The organism is Streptomyces sp. CNP082 (assembly GCF_059570535.1).
In genome coordinates this window covers 95,429-110,764 of the sequence record NZ_JCANSZ010000008.1, presented here as the reverse complement: position 1 = coordinate 110,764, position 15,336 = coordinate 95,429, and the positions used below count along the sequence as shown (strand labels likewise).

Annotated in this window: 12 protein-coding genes; 5 read left to right on the top strand and 7 right to left on the bottom strand. The window is 73.5% G+C overall.

What is annotated here, in order from left to right; translation table 11 throughout:
- The first annotated feature begins 170 nt into the window (after positions 1 to 170).
- Entirely contained in the window at positions 171 to 3,884 is a 3,714-nt protein-coding gene (locus B124_RS09995) for an AfsR/SARP family transcriptional regulator (protein ID WP_496502367.1), read from the top strand.
- A gap of 75 nt (positions 3,885 to 3,959) precedes the next feature.
- Here B124_RS09995 and B124_RS09990 read toward each other — a convergent pair whose 3' ends face one another.
- The 3 genes from B124_RS09990 to B124_RS09980 form a co-directional block, all read right to left on the bottom strand.
- Entirely contained in the window at positions 3,960 to 5,117 is a 1,158-nt protein-coding gene (locus B124_RS09990; RefSeq protein WP_496502366.1) for an MBL fold metallo-hydrolase, read from the bottom strand.
- 167 nt (positions 5,118 to 5,284) lie between these two features.
- Positions 5,285 to 5,521: a hypothetical protein gene (locus B124_RS09985; protein WP_496502365.1), complete on the bottom strand. Its 237-nt coding sequence runs from the start codon at positions 5,519 to 5,521 to the stop codon at positions 5,285 to 5,287.
- A 204-nt stretch (positions 5,522 to 5,725) separates the two neighbouring features.
- Positions 5,726 to 7,108: a glycine--tRNA ligase gene (locus tag B124_RS09980; protein ID WP_496502364.1), complete on the bottom strand. Its 1,383-nt coding sequence runs from the start codon at positions 7,106 to 7,108 to the stop codon at positions 5,726 to 5,728.
- Between the two features lie 197 nt (positions 7,109 to 7,305).
- Between B124_RS09980 and B124_RS09975 the strand changes: the two genes are divergently transcribed.
- The 4 genes from B124_RS09975 to B124_RS09960 all read left to right on the top strand — a co-directional run bounded on the left by B124_RS09975 (position 7,306) and on the right by B124_RS09960 (position 10,614).
- Positions 7,306 to 8,373, top strand: a complete 1,068-nt coding sequence (locus tag B124_RS09975; RefSeq protein ID WP_496502363.1) for a metal ABC transporter substrate-binding protein — start codon at positions 7,306 to 7,308, stop codon at positions 8,371 to 8,373.
- 26 nt (positions 8,374 to 8,399) lie between these two features.
- On the top strand, positions 8,400 to 9,173 hold the full coding sequence (locus B124_RS09970) for a metal ABC transporter ATP-binding protein (RefSeq protein ID WP_496502362.1): 774 nt from the start codon (positions 8,400 to 8,402) through the stop codon (positions 9,171 to 9,173).
- Positions 9,173 to 10,096 carry a metal ABC transporter permease gene (locus B124_RS09965; RefSeq protein ID WP_496502457.1) on the top strand — a complete coding sequence of 308 codons (924 nt, stop codon included), beginning with the start codon at positions 9,173 to 9,175 and terminating at the stop codon, positions 10,094 to 10,096. Before B124_RS09970 ends, B124_RS09965 begins: the two co-directional genes overlap by 1 nt.
- 98 nt (positions 10,097 to 10,194) lie before the next feature.
- Positions 10,195 to 10,614, top strand: a complete 420-nt coding sequence (locus B124_RS09960; RefSeq protein WP_496502361.1) for a Fur family transcriptional regulator — start codon at positions 10,195 to 10,197, stop codon at positions 10,612 to 10,614.
- 58 nt (positions 10,615 to 10,672) lie between these two features.
- Here the strand turns inward: B124_RS09960 and B124_RS09955 are convergent, their stop codons facing one another.
- From B124_RS09955 to B124_RS09940, 4 genes are all read right to left on the bottom strand, one after another.
- Positions 10,673 to 11,527 (bottom strand): isoprenyl transferase, encoded by an 855-nt coding sequence (locus B124_RS09955; RefSeq protein WP_496502360.1) that lies wholly within the window; start codon positions 11,525 to 11,527, stop codon positions 10,673 to 10,675.
- Between the two features lie 125 nt (positions 11,528 to 11,652).
- Complete coding sequence (recO, locus tag B124_RS09950; RefSeq protein ID WP_496502359.1) at positions 11,653 to 12,399, bottom strand: DNA repair protein RecO; 747 nt, start codon at positions 12,397 to 12,399, stop codon at positions 11,653 to 11,655.
- Between the two features lie 105 nt (positions 12,400 to 12,504).
- Positions 12,505 to 14,463, bottom strand: coding sequence for an exo-alpha-sialidase (locus B124_RS09945; RefSeq protein WP_496502358.1), 1,959 nt, complete (start codon positions 14,461 to 14,463; stop codon positions 12,505 to 12,507).
- Between the two features lie 154 nt (positions 14,464 to 14,617).
- Positions 14,618 to 15,310 (bottom strand): FadR/GntR family transcriptional regulator, encoded by a 693-nt coding sequence (locus B124_RS09940; RefSeq protein WP_496502456.1) that lies wholly within the window; start codon positions 15,308 to 15,310, stop codon positions 14,618 to 14,620.
- Positions 15,311 to 15,336: the final 26 nt, after the last annotated feature.

The window sequence follows — 15,336 nt, the reverse complement described above, 5'->3', positions numbered from 1 at the left end:
CGCCGAGTCGGTGCTACGGGGCCGACTGTGGGGCTCCGCGCTCTCGGCCCACTCCAGATCCGCTCTCGGCCGGCGTCCGCGACTCCCCCGCACCCGCGCCCAGGCACCCGGACCCGGCACCCCCGCGGATGCGAGTACGCGTTGTCGGACCCGCTGCGTACCGTTGAGGTATGCGATTCGGGGTCCTCGGTCCACTGGCGGTGTGGACGGACGTCGGCGAACCGGTCAAGGTCGCCGAGCGGAAGGTGCGCGCGCTGCTCGCGGACCTGCTGCTGTACGAGGGCCGTACCGTCTCCGCCGGCCGCCTCATCGAGGATCTGTGGCCCCCGGACGCCCGCCCCGCGAACCCGACGGCGACGCTGCAGACCCGCGTGTGGCAGTTGCGCCGCGCGCTCGCCGCCGCCGAGCCCGGGGCCCGCGAGCTGGTCATACGCGAGCACAGCGGCTACCGCCTCGCGGCAGAGCCGGAGTCCGTCGATGCCGGCTGTTTCTCCTCCCTCGTCACGCAGGCTCGTGCGTCCGACGCACCGGACGTACGGGCGGGGCTGCTGCGGGAGGCGCTGGCGCTCTGGCGGGGCGGCGCCTACGAGGACGTGGCCGACGAGGACTTCGCCCGCGCCGGGGCGGCCCGGCTGGCGGAGAGCCGGCTGACGGCGATCGAGGAGCTGGCCCACGCCCGGCTCGCCCTCGGCGAACACGGGCCGCTCACCGCGGAGCTGGGCGACCTCGTCGAACGCCACCCACTGCGGGAGCGGCTGCGCGCGGCGCACATGACGGCGCTCTACCGGGCGGGGCGGCAGAGCGAGGCCCTGGCCGCGTACGGCAAGCTGCGCCGGCACCTGGCCCGGGAGCTGGGCCTGGCACCCGGCCCGGAGCTGGCGGCGCTGCAGCGGGCGATCCTGGCGCAGGACCCGGCGCTGGCGCCGGAGGCCCCGACGGAGGCCGGGACGGGCGCGGGGGCTGTCGGCGTGGCTGGGCCGGGTGCGGCGGAAACGGATGCGGCGGACCCGCGGGCGGCGGACACGGGTGCGGCGGGAGCGGGGACCGCCGACCCGGGCACCGCAGCGGCGGGCAGGATGCGCAACGTCCCCGGCACCCCCATGCCGGGCATTCCGGCGACCGCCGCCACGCCCGCGCCCGGACCCGAACCCGCCCCGCCACCGTCCAACCTCCCCGCCCCCGTCACCGAACTCATCGGCCGCGACCGCGAGGTCACCGACGTACGCAAACTCCTTCACACCGAACGCCTCGTCACCCTCGGCGGCCCCGGCGGCGTCGGCAAGACCCGGCTCGCGCTCGAAGTCGCCGCCCAGGCCCTCACCGACGCGCCCGGCGACTTCCCCGACGGCGTCTGGCTCGCCGAACTCGCCGGCCGCCGCTGCGACGACGACCCCGCCGACGTCGTCGCCCACGCCCTCGGCGTCCATGACACCGACGGCCGCCCCACCCACGACGTCCTCGCCGACGCCCTGCGCGCCAAACGCCTTCTCCTCGTCCTCGACAACTGCGAGCACCTCGTCGAGTCCGTCGCCCCGCTCGCCGCCGGCCTCCTCCGCGCCGCCCCCGGCCTGCGTATCCTCGCCACCAGCCAGGAGCAACTGGCCATCGCCGGCGAAACCCTCTACGCGGTACCGCCGCTGGCCCTCCCCGCACCCGGGGCCGCCGAAGACGCGGACCGCACCGCCGCGTCCGCCGACTGCCTGATGGAATCCAGCGCGGTACGGCTCTTCCTCGCCCGCGCCGCCGCCGCGGCCCCCGGCTTCCGGCTCGGCCCCGACGACACCGCCGCCGTCGCCACCGTCTGCCGCCGCCTCGACGGCATCCCCCTCGCCCTCGAACTCGCCGCCACCCGCGTCCGCGCCCTCGGCGTGCACCGGCTCGCCGAACGCCTCGACGACCGCTTCCGCCTCCTCGCCGCCGGCAGCTCCCGCCGGGACGCCCCCGAACGGCAGCGCACCCTCCGCGCGATGATCGAGTGGAGCTGGGAACTCCTCACCCCCGCCGAACAGGCCGTCCTGCGGCGGCTGTCCGTCTTCGCCGCCGGCACCACGCCTGCCGCCGCCGAAGCCGTCTGCGCCGGTACGGACATCGCCCCCGCCGACATCGCCGACCTGCTGGCCCGTCTCGTCGACCGCTCCCTCGTCGTCGCCACCCCCGGCCCCGAAGGCCCCCGCTACGGGCTGCTGGAGTCGGTCGCCGCGTACGGCCACGAAGAGCTGACCGCCGCCGCCGAACGCCCCCGCGCGCTACGCGACCACGCCGCCTACTACGCCACCCTGGCCGAGCGCGCCGCACCCCACCTCTTCACCCGCACCCAGGCCCGCTGGCTCACCTGCCTCAACGCCGAATCCCGCAACCTGCGCAAGGCCCTCGACACCGCCACCACGACGGGTGACGCCGCCCTGGCGCTGCGGCTGGCGAACGCGCTGGCGTGGTACTGGTACCTGCGCGGACGCCACCGCGAAGGCACGAGAGCGCTGACGCGGGCGCTGGAGACGGGCAGGGCGACGGCGGCGGGGCCCGCGGGCGTCGCCGGGCTACGGGCCACCGTCGCCGCCTGGCACGCCGGCTTCGCCCTGCTCGACGCGGCGGCCCACGTACCGCCGGACGCCGAGACCGACGGAGCCGGTGCGTACCGGACATGGGGAACGCCCGGCGACGACGGCCCGTACCCGCAGCCCGCACCGGACGGAACCGGCAACAGCCCCGGCCCCGATACCGCCGGAGCCACGACCTACGGGACACGCGGGCCTCGGGGCGACGGCCCGCGGCCGGCCGGCGGCGGCCACGGCCCCCGCCCCCGTCCCACGGCTCTTCCCGCTCCCCCCGCCGCGACCGCCGAGTCGGACACCGCGACCGCCGAGCCGCCCGTCCCCAGGGCCGCCGCCGACAGCCGGGCAGTGTGGTTCCTCGCCTACGTCGAGGCCGGCTACGGCAGCATCCCCCGCGCCGCCGTGCTCACCGACCGGGCGCTGGGCGCGTTCCGTGCCCGCGGCGACCGCTGGGGCGAGGCCGCCGCGCTCGTCGTCCAGGCGATCGTGGCGCTCTTCAGCGGCAACCTCGCCGCGCTCGCGCGGAACTCCGCGACCGCCGCCCGCATCTTCGACGAACTGGGCGAGGACTGGGGCCGGCTCGAAGCCGGCGAGGTCATGGCCAGCCACGCCGAGATCACTGGCGACTACGCACGAGCCGCGCGGCTGCACCGCGACGACGCCCGCCGGGCGGAGAAACTCGGCCTGTGGGCCCAGCAGTCGTACCGGCTCGCCGGGCTGGGCCGGGTCACGATGCTCACCGGTGACCTGCCGGAGGCACGGCGGCTGCACGAGCGGGCCAGGTCGCTGGCCACCGCGCACTTCGACCCGGTCGGCGAGGAGTTCGCCGAGATCGGCCTCGGGATGGTGGCCCGCAGGGCCGGCCGGCCCGAGGTCGCCGAGGCGCATCTGCGTCCGTGGCTGGCGTGGTGGCGCGGGCACAGCAGCCTGGCGGCTTCGCGGGGAGTGGCGCTGATCGCGGTGGAGCTGGGCTTCATCGCCGAGCAGCGCGGAGACATCGCGGAGGCGCGGGCCTTGCAGCGCGAGGCGCTGGCCGCCTCGCTCGGCTCGGAGGACCCGCGGGCCACGGCGCTGGCGCTGGAGGGCCTGGCGGGCGTCGAAGTGCTGGCCGGCGACCATGCGCCGGCGGCCCGCCTGCTCGGCACCGCCGCCGCCCTGCGCGCGGCGTCGGGCGCGCCGCTGCCGGCGGCGGAGCGGGGCGACGTCGACCGGATCACGGCCCGTGCGACGGCGGCTCTCGGCGCGGAGCCCTTCGCCGCCGCGTACGAAGAGGGCCGCACGATGCACCCTGCCGACCACCCGGCCACGCACTCCGCCCCGTACCCGGCCTGACCCCGAGCCGACACCGGGCTCCGCCCGCAGCGAGCACCCCCGGCGCACCCCACCCGCCCCGCGGCCCTGCCGCGGCTACCGTTCCGCCGGCCTCGGCTTCGCCGCCGCCTTCGGGCCCCCGGCCTTACGGCCACCGCCGGTGCCCGGCTGCGGGCGGCGCTCCGGCGCGGCGATCTCCTGCCACCACGGCGTCATCGGCAGGTCCCGCGCCGACGGCTCGAAGGGCTCGCCCGGCCGCGGGATCGCCGTGCGGACGCCGTCCGCGGCCCCCGCGGCGGCGGTGCGCTCCGCGGGCTCCTCCCAGCGGTGCGGGGCAAGGTTGAACGTGCCCCAGTGGATGGGCAGCAGCACCCCGCCGCTCAGGTCGAGGTGGGCCCGTACGCCCTCCTCCGGGGTCATGTGGATGTCCGGCCAGAAGTCGCTGTACGCGCCGATCTGCACCATCGCCGCGTCGAACGGCCCGTGCTCGGCGCCGATCCCGGCGAAGCCGGGGAAGTAGCCGGTGTCGCCGCTGTGGAACACCCGGTGCTCCGGGCCGCGCACGGACCAGGACGCCCACAGCGTGCGCTGCTTGTTGCGGATGCCGCGACCGCAGAAGTGCCGGGCGGGCGTCGCGGTGAGGGTCAGGCCGGCGGCCTCGGTGGACTCGTGCCAGTCCAGTTCGGCGATGCGGTCCTGCGGCACGCCCCAGCGCTCCAGGTGCGCGCCGACGCCGAGGGGCACGGCGAACAGCACATCGCCCGCGACCGCCTTGCGGAGTTCGCGGACGGTCGGCATGTCGAGGTGGTCGTAGTGGTCGTGGGAGATGACGACCGCGTCGAGCGGGCCGAGTTCGGCGAGCGGCAGGGGGGCGCGGTGGAAGCGGCGCGGGCCGGCGAAGGTGAACGGCGAGCAGCGGTCGCCGAAGACCGGGTCGAAGAGGACCCGGCGGCCGTCGATCTCGGCGAGCACGGTGGCGTGGCCCAGCCAGGTCAGGCGCAGCCCGCTGGCCGGCGGGGCGGACAGGTCGGGGCGCTGTACGGGGATGGGCCCGGCCGGTCTGCGGCCGTCGCGGCGGAGCAGGGCGCGGATCATCTCGCCGCGGGAGCCGCCGCCGGGCTGCGGGCTGATGGCGGCGGGGACGGGGTTGCGGAACGCGCCGGCCTCCGGGTCGTAGTTCGGCGAGTTGAGGATCCGCGCCAGCCGGGCTCCCGCCGGCTCGGCGCCGAAGGACGCGGGGCGAACTCGACGCATGGGCTACTCCTTGGTGTCGGACTGTGGGGTCAACGGCGGCGGGGACGGTGGTGTTCCGGTTTGCGCGAATCCGTCCTGCCGCGTTGCCTCAAAGCCGGGTGACGACGGCTGCGGAGAGCCGGGCAGAGGGCCGGGCGGCCCGGCGGGGGGAGGCGGTGGTGCGGGGGCTACGTCCCCGGGGCGGGTGGGGCCCCGGAGCCGGTGTCCCCTCCCCCGGCGGCGGCGCCGTGTGCCTCCGCGAGGTGTTCCTCCGCCTTGAGCCAGGGCAGGAACTGGGCGGCTCTGCTCCAGTCGCAACTGTCACATCGCAGTGTGCGCCGGGTGCCGGCGCCCGTGACGTGGACGGTGTGTTCACGGCCGTCCGGGTCGGTGGCGGTGACCCGGCTGGTGGCCCTCGCGTGCATGGCGCCTCCTGCTGCTGGCTCGTGCCGTGCGTGGCTCCTGCTGGCCTGGCGGTGGGGCTCAGTGTGCAGCAAGGGACCCGCGTGCCGCAGCTTGCCGCACGTTTTCCGTACGGTCCCTCCCGTACGGAATGCCTGCGGTCCCCGCATACGGCGACGGCGCCCTTCCCGGCCCGGGGAGGGCGCCGTCGCCGTACAGCGGGCGGGTCAGCAGCCGAGGAGGCGGCCGGCGAGGTAGGTCTCGACCTGGTCGAGGGAGACGCGCTCCTGCTTCATGGAGTCGCGCTCGCGGACGGTGACGGCGTTGTCGTCGAGGGTGTCGAAGTCGACGGTGATGCAGTAGGGGGTGCCGATCTCGTCCTGGCGGCGGTAGCGGCGGCCGATGGCGCCGGCGTCGTCGAACTCGATGTTCCAGTGGCCGCGGAGGTCGGCGGCGAGCCCCTTGGCCTTGGGCGAGAGCTCGGGGTTCCGGGAGAGCGGCAGGACCGCGGCCTTGACGGGGGCGAGGCGGGGGTCGAGGCGCATGACGGTGCGCTTTTCCATCTTGCCCTTGGCGTTGGGGGCCTCGTCCTCGACGTAGGCGTCGAGCATGAAGGCGAGCATGGTGCGGCCGACACCGGCGGCGGGCTCGATGACGTACGGGGTCCAGCGCTCGCCGGCCTCCTGGTCGAAGAAGGAGAGGTCCTGACCGGAGGCGGCGGAGTGGGCCTTGAGGTCGAAGTCGGTGCGGTTGGCGATGCCCTCCAGCTCGCCCCACTGGCTACCGGCGAAGTCGAAGCGGTACTCGATGTCGACGGTGCGCTTGGAGTAATGGGAGAGCTTGTCCTTGGGGTGCTCGAACCAGCGGAGATTGGCCTCCTGCATGCCGAGGGCGGTGTACCAGTTCCAGCGCTGCTGCAGCCAGTACTCGTGCCAGGTCTCGTCCTCGCCGGGCTTGACGAAGAACTCCATCTCCATCTGCTCGAACTCGCGGGTGCGGAAGATGAAGTTGCCGGGGGTGATCTCGTTGCGGAAGGACTTGCCCGTCTGGGCGATACCGAAGGGCGGCTTCTTCCGCGAGGAGGTCTGGACCTGAAGGAAGTTGGTGAAGATGCCCTGGGCGGTCTCGGGGCGCAGGAAGGTCTCGGAGCCGGCGTCCTGGGTGGGGCCGAGGTGGGTGGCGAGCAGGCCGGAGAACTGCTTGGGCTCGGTGAAGGCGCCCTTGTTGCCGCAGTGCGGGCAGTTGATGTCGGCGAGGCCGCCGGCCGGCGGGTGGCCGTGCTTGGCCTCGTACGCCTCTTCGAGGTGGTCGGCGCGGAAGCGCTTGTGGCAGGACGTGCACTCGGTGAGGGGGTCGGTGAAGGTGGCGACGTGCCCGGACGCCTCCCAGACCTCGCGGGCGAGGATCACGGAGGAGTCGAGACCGACGACGTCGTCGCGGGAGGTGACCATGGAGCGCCACCACTGGCGCTTGATGTTCTCCTTGAGCTCTACGCCGAGCGGGCCGTAGTCCCAGGCGGCGCGCTGACCGCCGTAGATCTCGCTGCACGGGTAGACGAAGCCACGGCGCTTGCTCAGGCTGACGATGGTGTCGATCTTGTCGGCGGCCACGGTGCTCTCTTCATTACGACGACGAAGCGGTGCTCCAGGTTACCGGCGGCGGTGCCCCTGGTTTCAAATCGGGGTCGGGCGGTGCGGGGATAACGGGGGGCGGCGGAATGCGTCCGGGTGGCCGCGGGGCGCTCGGGAGGCGGTCGCCGGGTCTTCTCCGTACAATTTTTTGACAATCGTTTCCATCTTTGATGAAAATGAGTGTCATGAGAGCTAGCCGCCGGTCCATATCCGGCCTCACGTCCGCCGCGGCTGCGGCGCTGTCCGCCACCGCGCTGCTGGCCCTGTCCGCCTGCGGCGACGGGTCCTCCGGCACCACGACGGAGGACGGCAAGCTGCGGGTGACCGCGTCGTTCTACCCGATGCAGTTCCTGGCCGAGGAGATAGGCGGGCAGCACGCGGAGGTCTCGACGCTGACGAAGCCGGGGACGGAGCCGCACGACCTGGAGCTGAGCCCGCGGCAGACGGGGGACCTGGCGGACGCGGGGCTGATCATCTATCTGAAGGATATGCAGCCGGCGGTGGACGAGGCCATCGAGCAGTCGGGTGCGGAGCACGTCGTGGAGGCGTCGGAGTTCACGTCGCTGGAGAAGCACGGCACCGAAGAGCACGGGGACGAGGGGCACGGGGACGAGGGGCACGGGGACGAAGAGCACGGGGACGAAGAGCACGGGGACGAGGGGCACGCGGCGGAGGAAGAGGCCGGGGAGGGCCACGAGGGGCACGACCACGGCGGCGAGGACGGCACCGACCCGCACGTCTGGCTGGACCCCGTGCGCTACGCGGAGGTCGCCGAGGGCGTCGGCAAGGCGATGGCGAAGGCCGACCCGGACCACGCCGCCACGTACAAGAAGAACGCCGCGGAGCTGGCGGACCGGCTGCACAAGCTCGACGCCGAGTTCGCCGCCGGGCTGGAGAACCGCCGTACGGACACGTTCGTCACCACCCACGCCGCCTTCGGCTACATCGCCGACCGCTACGGCCTGATCCAGGAGTCGATCACGGGCGTGAGCCCGGAGGCGGAGCCGAGCGCGGCCCGGATGCAGCAGTTGCAGGACATCGCGAAGGACGACGGGGTGACCACGGTGTTCTTCGAGACGCTGGTCAGCGACGAGACGGCGCGCACCCTCGCGGGTGACCTCGATCTGAAGACGGACGTGCTCGACCCGATCGAGGGCGTGACGGACAAGTCGAAGGGTGACGACTACTTCGAGATCATGGAAGCGAACCTCGTGGCGCTGCAGCAGGCGCTCGGGGCGAAGTGAGCCGGGTCTCGGCGAAGGGAGCGGGCGTGAGCGAGCCGGTGGTGAGCCTGCGCGGCGCGCACGCGTCGCTGGGCGGGCGCGCGGTGCTGGGCGGGGTGGACCTGACGGTGGGCCGCGGCGAGGTGGTCGCGCTGCTGGGGGCGAACGGCTCGGGGAAGTCGACGACGGTACGGGCCGTGGTCGGCCGGGTGCCGCTGACGTCGGGCGGCCTCAAGCTGTTCGGGACGCCGCTGGGGCGGTTCCGTGAGTGGCGGCGCATCGGATACGTACCGCAGCGTTCGACGGCCGCCTCCGGGGTGCCGGCGTCGGTGCGGGAGGTCGTGTCGTCGGGCCGGCTGTCGCGCTCGCGGCTGCGCCCGCTGGGGCGGGCGGACCGGGCGGCGGTGGAGCGCGCGCTCCAGGTCGTGGGGCTGGCGGACCGGGCGAAGGACTCGGTGAACCGGTTGTCCGGCGGGCAGCACCAGCGGGTGCTGATCGCGCGGGCGCTGGCCGCCGAGCCGGAGTTGCTGATCATGGACGAGCCGCTGGGCGGCGTGGACCTGCCGAGCCAGCGGATCCTGGCCGAGGCGCTGACCGAGCAGGTGGAAGCCGGTGCGTCGGTGCTGCTGGTGCTGCACGAGCTGGGGCCGCTGCAGCCGTTGATCGACCGCACGGTGGTCCTCGACGGCGGTGTGGTGGCGCGGGAGTACGGGCGCGGCGAGACGGACGCCGCGGCGCAGGTGCACGACCTGGCGTGCCACCCGCACCCGGGCGAGGCGGGCGAGCCGGCCGAGGCGGACAGAACGGGGCTGCTGACATGATGCTGGAATTCCTTGAGCCGCCGTTCATGCAGCGTGCGCTGCTTGCGGCGCTGCTGGTGGGGATCGCGGCGCCGTCGGTGGGCATCTATCTGGTGCAGCGCCGGCAGGCGATCATGGGCGACGGCATCGGGCATGTGGCGCTGACCGGTGTGGCGCTGGGTTTCCTGCTGAACACGAGCCCGGTGTGGACGGCGGTGCTGGTCGCGGCGGCGGGCGCGGTGGCGATGGAGCTGATCCGCTCGTACGGGCACACGCGCGGTGATCTGGCGCTGGCGATGCTCTTCTACGGGGGCATGGCCGGCGGCGTGCTGCTGATCAACCTGGCGCCAAACGGTTCGACGGCGAACCTGACCACGTACCTCTTCGGTTCTGTGACGACGGTGTCGGACTCCGACGTGGTGGCCATCGTGTGGCTGTCGGTGTTCGTGCTGCTGGTGACGCTGGGGCTGCGGCGCCAGTTCTTCGCGATCTGCCAGGACGAGGAGTTCGCGAAGGTCACCGGGCTGCCGGTGCGGACGCTGAACCTGCTGCTGGCGGTGACGGCGGCGGTGACGGTGACCGTGGCGATGCGCGTGGTGGGGCTGCTGCTGGTCAGTGCGCTGATGGTGATCCCGGTGGCGGCGGCGCAGCAGGCGACGCGCGCCTTCGCGGCGACGCTGGCGGTGGCGGTGGCGATGGGGGTCGTGACGACGCTGTCGGGCACGGTGTTCTCGTACTACGTGGACGTGCCGCCGGGCGCGACGATCGTGCTCTTCGCGCTGGGGCTGTTCTTGCTGGTCACGGCGTTGGCGGTGCCGCTGGCGCGGCTGCGGTCCCGGGCCGGCGGCGAAACCGGCGGCACGGGCGGCGGCACGGGCATTTCCGGGGACGGCGCCCTGGCGGTGAAGGGCGCAGGTGCGCGGGCCGGGGGCGGGTCGCGGTGAGGATGGCGGCGGCAGCAGTGCCCGGTTATGCGGTTGCGGCTGGCACAATGGCGGCTCGTGGGGCGGACAGGGCTTCGAGCGAGCAGCAGGAGGCAAGGGTGACGACCGCAGGTCCCCCGGTACGCGGCCGGTCGACGCGACAGCGGGCGGCGGTGGCCGCGGCGCTGGCGGAGGTCGACGAGTTCCGCAGCGCTCAGGAGCTGCACGACATGCTGCGGCACCGCGGCGAGTCGGTGGGCCTGACGACGGTGTACCGGACGCTCCAGTCGCTCGCGGACGCGGGCGAGGTCGACGTGCTGCGGACGACGGAGGGTGAGGCGGTGTACCGCCGGTGCAGCACCGGTGAGCACCACCACCATCTGGTGTGCCGGATGTGCGGCAAGGCGGTGGAGGTCGACGGTCCTGCGGTGGAGCGCTGGGCGGAGTCGATCGCCTCGGAGCACGGGTTCGCGGACGTGGCGCACACGGTCGAGGTCTTCGGCACGTGCGCGGAGTGCGCGGCGCAGCAGCGCGGCTGAGCAGGCCGGTATCGGGCTGAGCGGTACGGCGCCGGGCGCGCCCCGGCGACGGCCCGGGTCAGCTCGTGTGCGCCTCGTGGCCGATCTCGTCGGGGTCGGTCTCGTTCGGGATGGCGCCGCCGAAGCGGCGGTCGCGGGAGGCGTACTCGACGATGGCGCGCCACAGGTCCCGGCGGTCGAAGTCGGGCCACAGGATGTCCTGGAAGACCATCTCGGCGTAGACGCTCTGCCAGATGAGGTAGTTGGACGTACGCCGCTCGCCGGAGGGCCGGATGAACAGGTCCACGTCCGGCATGTCCGGGTAGTAGAGGTACTTCGCGACGGTGCGCTCGTTCACCTTCTTGGGATCGAGGCGGCCGGCGGCGACTTCGCGGGCGATGGCGGCGGCGGCGTCGGCGATCTCGGCACGGCCGCCGTAGTTGACGCACATGTAGAGGGTCATGGCGTCGTTGCCGCGGGTCTGCTCCTCGGCGATCTGGAGCTCCTCCACGACGCTCTTCCACAGCTTGGGCATGCGTCCGGCCCAGCGGATGCGTACGCCCATGGCGTCGAGTTCGGTGCGGCGGCGGCGGATGACGTCGCGGTTGAAGTTCATGAGGAAGCGCACCTCGTCGGGTGAGCGCTTCCAGTTCTCGGTGGAGAAGGCGTACACGGAGAGGTTCTTCACGCCGATCTCCAGGCAGCCTCTGACGACGTCGAGGACGACGGCCTCGCCGACCTTGTGGCCTTCGGTGCGCGGCAGGCCGCGCTCCTTGGCCCAGCGGCCGTTGCCGTCCATGACGATCGCGACGTGTCCGGGGACCAGCTCGCCGGGCACCTTCGGCGCGCGGGCGCCGGAGGGGTGCGGCTCGGGGGCCTGGTAGGCGCGGCGGTGCCGGGTCAGGGAAGCGCCGCGGATCCCTCGTCGTGCCATGTGCCGTGCTCTCCCGTTCCTCGGCGTGGGCCGTGTCTTTCCCGTCCGGTTCCCGTCCGGTGCTCGTCTTGCTGCTCGGCTGGTGCCCGCCTGCCGCCGGTCTCATGGCGGCCGGGCCGTCCCGGCTACCTTTCGACGTGGCGCAGCGAGCGCAGCCCCCGCTCCAGGTGCCAGTGCAGATAGGCGGCGACGAGGCCGCTGCCCTCCTTGACGTGATGTGCTCCACAGCGGTCGGCGGCGTGCCAGTCGCCGGTCAGGAGTGCGCCGAGCAGCGCGAGTACCTCGGGTGACGGTACGACGCTACCGGGTACGCGGCAATCGCCGCACAGCACTCCCCCCGCGTTGACGGAGAAGAACCGATGGGGCCCGTCGAGGCCGCAGCGGGCGCAGTCGCCGAAGCTGGGGGCGTAGCCGTTGACGGCGAGCGAGCGCAGCAGATAGGCGTCGAGGACGAGCTGGGGGGCGTGGGCGCCGCCGGCGAGGGTGCGCAGGGCGCCGACGAGCAGCAGGTACTGCTGGGTGGCCGGCTCGCCCTCCTGGTCGGTGAAGCGTTCGGCGGTCTCCAGCATGGCGGTGCCGACGGTGTAGCGGGCGTAGTCGACGGCGATGGCGGCGCCGTAGGGGGCGATGGTCTCGGTCTGGGTGCACATGGGCAGGCCGCGGCCGACGAGGTCGCTGCCGCGGGCGAAGAACTGGACGTCGACGTGGCTGAAGGGTTCCAGGCGGGCGCCGAACTTCGATTTGGTGCGCCGTACGCCGCGGGCGACGGCGCGGACGCGGCCGTGGCCGCGGGTGAGGAGGGAGATGATCCGGTCCGCCTCGCCCAGCTTCTGGGTGCGCAGCACGATGCCGTCGTCGCGGAACAGGGTCATGGGCCCATTCTTGCGTACGCGGCCACCGTGCGCGCCCGCGTACGGGCCGGAGGGGGCCGGCCCCGGGCTGTGGCAGCCCGGGGCCGGCCCCTGCGCCCGGACGGGCTACCGGGGGTTGACGGTGTCGAGCGGGAGGCGGAGCTGCTGGCCCTTGGGCACGGCGGCGTTGTCGTTGCGGATGGCGGTCAGCTCGCCCTGGTTGAGGGCGCGATGGTAGATGCGCATGTCGTCGAGGTAGCCGTGGAAGCGGTTGGCACCGTCGAGGCGCTGGCCGATGTCGATGCCGCCGATGCCGAACTCCTTTCCGGCGGTGGGTGAGCCGGGCGGGGCGGCGGCGGAGGCGGAGGCGTCGTCCACGCTGAGGGTGAGCTTGCCGTCGGCGCGCTTGAGGGTCACGAAGTGCCAGGCGTTGTCGTTGTACGCCCCGGGGGTCTGGACGCTGACGGCGGCCTGTTCCATCTGCATGCGGGCGATGACGCGGTTGTTCTGGGGCTCGGCGCGCAGCCAGACGGAGGGGGCGTTGCCGCCGACCCCGTAGGCCCACATGATCGCGTGGGCGCCGCTGGTGCGGCCGTACTTGAACCAGCCGGTCCAGGTGAAGTCGCCGTCGCCGACGTCGAGGGAGTCGTTCCACGGGATCTCGACGCGGGCGTCCACGTGGTCGTCGGCGTTGTCGAGGTAGAGCGACTGACCGAACCGGCCGGGGCGCAGGTAGGAGCTGCCGCGGACGTAGGCGGTGTTGTCGCTGCGGGAGACGTCGGGGGTCGTCGGTCCCGGTTCGGGGGCGGGGGCCTGCGGCGGGTCCTCGTTGGGCTGGTCGAGGAAGGCGTCGTTGAAGCGGGCCCAGCGGATCTGCTCGTACGGGCCGGCGGTGCCGGCTTCGTAGAGCAGGCCGACGCGGTCCTCGGCCAGCTCGACCATGTCGGAGTAGGCGGTGGGGCCCCAGTAGATGACGCGGCCCTGCTCCCAGGACTCCCAGGTGCGGCCGTCGTCGTGGGAGGCGCGTACGGACATGACCTTGCGGTCGGCGGGGTGGGCGGGCAGCGAGGCGAGGGCCTGGTCGCCGTGGCGGAGGGTGGCGCCCTGCACGACCGGGGAGACGAGGTCGGGCGTGGTGACGAAGGGGGCATCGAAGGTGGTGCCCCCGTCGCTGCTGACGGCGGCGGCGCGGTTGCCGGTGTCGGTGCCGCGCTCGTCGCGGGCGGCGGCGTAGACGGAGCCGTCGCTGCGCTCGAAGAGGCTGAGTTCCTGGGGCTTGACGTCCGGCGGCTGGGTGGTGCGGGTGTCGTCGGCGCCGATCTTCCAGTTCAGGCCGCCGTCGTCGCTGTAGAGGAGGTGGGCGCCCAGGCTGCCGTCGAGGCCCTCGTGGTTGGCGCCGACGAGCATGCGGCCGGCGTGCTCGCCGGTGGTGAGCTGGATGCCGTGGCCGGGTCCTGTGGCGTACCAGCGGTCCCACTCGGGCTTGGACAGCTCGTCGGCCATGTTGCGGGCGGGGGTCCAGGTCTGGCCGTTGTCGGTGGAGTGCTGGAGGTAGGGGATGCGGACGGTGTCGTCGCCACCGGGGTTGTGGGTGCTGATCAGGGAGATGCGGCCGGTTTCGCGGTCGACGACCGGGGCGGGGTTGCCGCGGGTGTCGCCGTCGCCGGAGAGGACGACCTGCGGTTCTGTCCAGGTGGCGCCGTTGTCGGTGGAGCGGCGGAGCACGATGTCGATGTCGCCCGCGTCGCCGCAGCTGTTGACGCGGCCTTCGGCGAAGGCGAGGAGGGTGCCGTCGGCGGCCCTGGTGACGGCGGGGATGCGGTAGCAGAAGTAGCCGCCGGTGCCCTGCTGGAAGAGCACTTCCTCACTGAACTCCGGTGCGGCTGCGGTTCTCTGGGGGTTCTGGGGGTCCTGTGCGGTGGCGAGGGGGGCCAGTGCGGTCATTCCGGTGCCGAGGACCGCCGCGCAGGCCGCCAGCGCGGTGGCGCGGCGGGGGCGGAGGCTTCTTCGGCGGGAGCGGCCCTGGGCAGGCGCGAGGCGTGGCTGCATGTGGTGCGTCTCGCTTTCGTCGGTACGTCGGGGCACGTCGGGCACGTGGGGGGACGTGGACGGCGATGAAGGGCCCATGTCCTACGTAGGACGTGGGATGTCCACCGCGTAACGTAAAGCCAGCACTCCGTACGGTCAAGGGTCTGTCGCCAGCTACCCGCCGTTCACCTTCCGCCCATGCCTGCGTCGCTCACCCGACGCCGCGCATCGCCTTCCCCGCACGCGCCTCGATGCCGCGGAAGTGGGTGGTCATCGCGGCACGCACGCGCTCGCGGTCGCGGCCCCGCAGCGCGGCGACGATCTCCTTGTGGCGGCTGGCGGTCGTGCGCGGCGAGGGGTCCTCGGCCCAGCCGCGGACGCCGGCCACGCGGTGGAAGACGTTCCAGAACGCGCCGAGGAGCTGCGGGACCAGGGTGTTGCCCGTCGAGCGGTAGAGGACCTCGTGGAACTCGCGGTCCTCCTCGGGGAAGACCTCGCCCTGCGCGGCGCGGGACTCCATGCGCGCGACGATGGCGTCCAGCGCGTCGAGGTCGGCCTCGGGGATGCCCTCCACCACCCGGCTGACCAGGCCCTCTTCAAGGATCTCGCGGACCTGGAGGATCTCGGTGAGGGCGTGCGCGTCGTCGCCGCCGAGCTGCACCAGGGTGCGGAACGTCAGCCCGTCGGCGAGCGGGGTGAGCGACGCCTCGCCCACATAGGTGCCGTACCCGTGGCGGATCTCGACGATGTCGAGGGCCTGGAGCGCCTTGAGCGCCTCGCGTACGGAGTTGCGGCTCACCCCCAGGTCGTCCATCAACTCGGCTTCTGTGGGCAGCACCGCGCCGGGGCGCAGCCCCCGGTCGAGGATGAGCTGCATGATCTCGCGCTGGATCTGGCCGCCCATGCGCTTCCTGCGGTCCGAACGCGGCT

Bases quoted from the DNA above. Each gene is read 5' to 3' on its own strand.
- B124_RS09990 (WP_496502366.1), bottom strand. From the start codon at position 5,117: ATGCGTCGAGTTCGCCCCGCGTCCTTCGGCGCCGAGCCGGCGGGAGCC.
- B124_RS09955 (WP_496502360.1), bottom strand. From the start codon at position 11,527: ATGGCACGACGAGGGATCCGCGGCGCTTCCCTGACCCGGCACCGCCGC.
- B124_RS09995 (WP_496502367.1), top strand. From the start codon at position 171: ATGCGATTCGGGGTCCTCGGTCCACTGGCGGTGTGGACGGACGTCGGC.
- recO (WP_496502359.1), bottom strand. From the start codon at position 12,399: ATGACCCTGTTCCGCGACGACGGCATCGTGCTGCGCACCCAGAAGCTG.
- B124_RS09975 (WP_496502363.1), top strand. From the start codon at position 7,306: ATGAGTGTCATGAGAGCTAGCCGCCGGTCCATATCCGGCCTCACGTCC.
- B124_RS09940 (WP_496502456.1), bottom strand. From the start codon at position 15,310: ATGGGCGGCCAGATCCAGCGCGAGATCATGCAGCTCATCCTCGACCGG.
- B124_RS09985 (WP_496502365.1), bottom strand. From the start codon at position 5,521: ATGCACGCGAGGGCCACCAGCCGGGTCACCGCCACCGACCCGGACGGC.
- B124_RS09965 (WP_496502457.1), top strand. From the start codon at position 9,173: ATGCTGGAATTCCTTGAGCCGCCGTTCATGCAGCGTGCGCTGCTTGCG.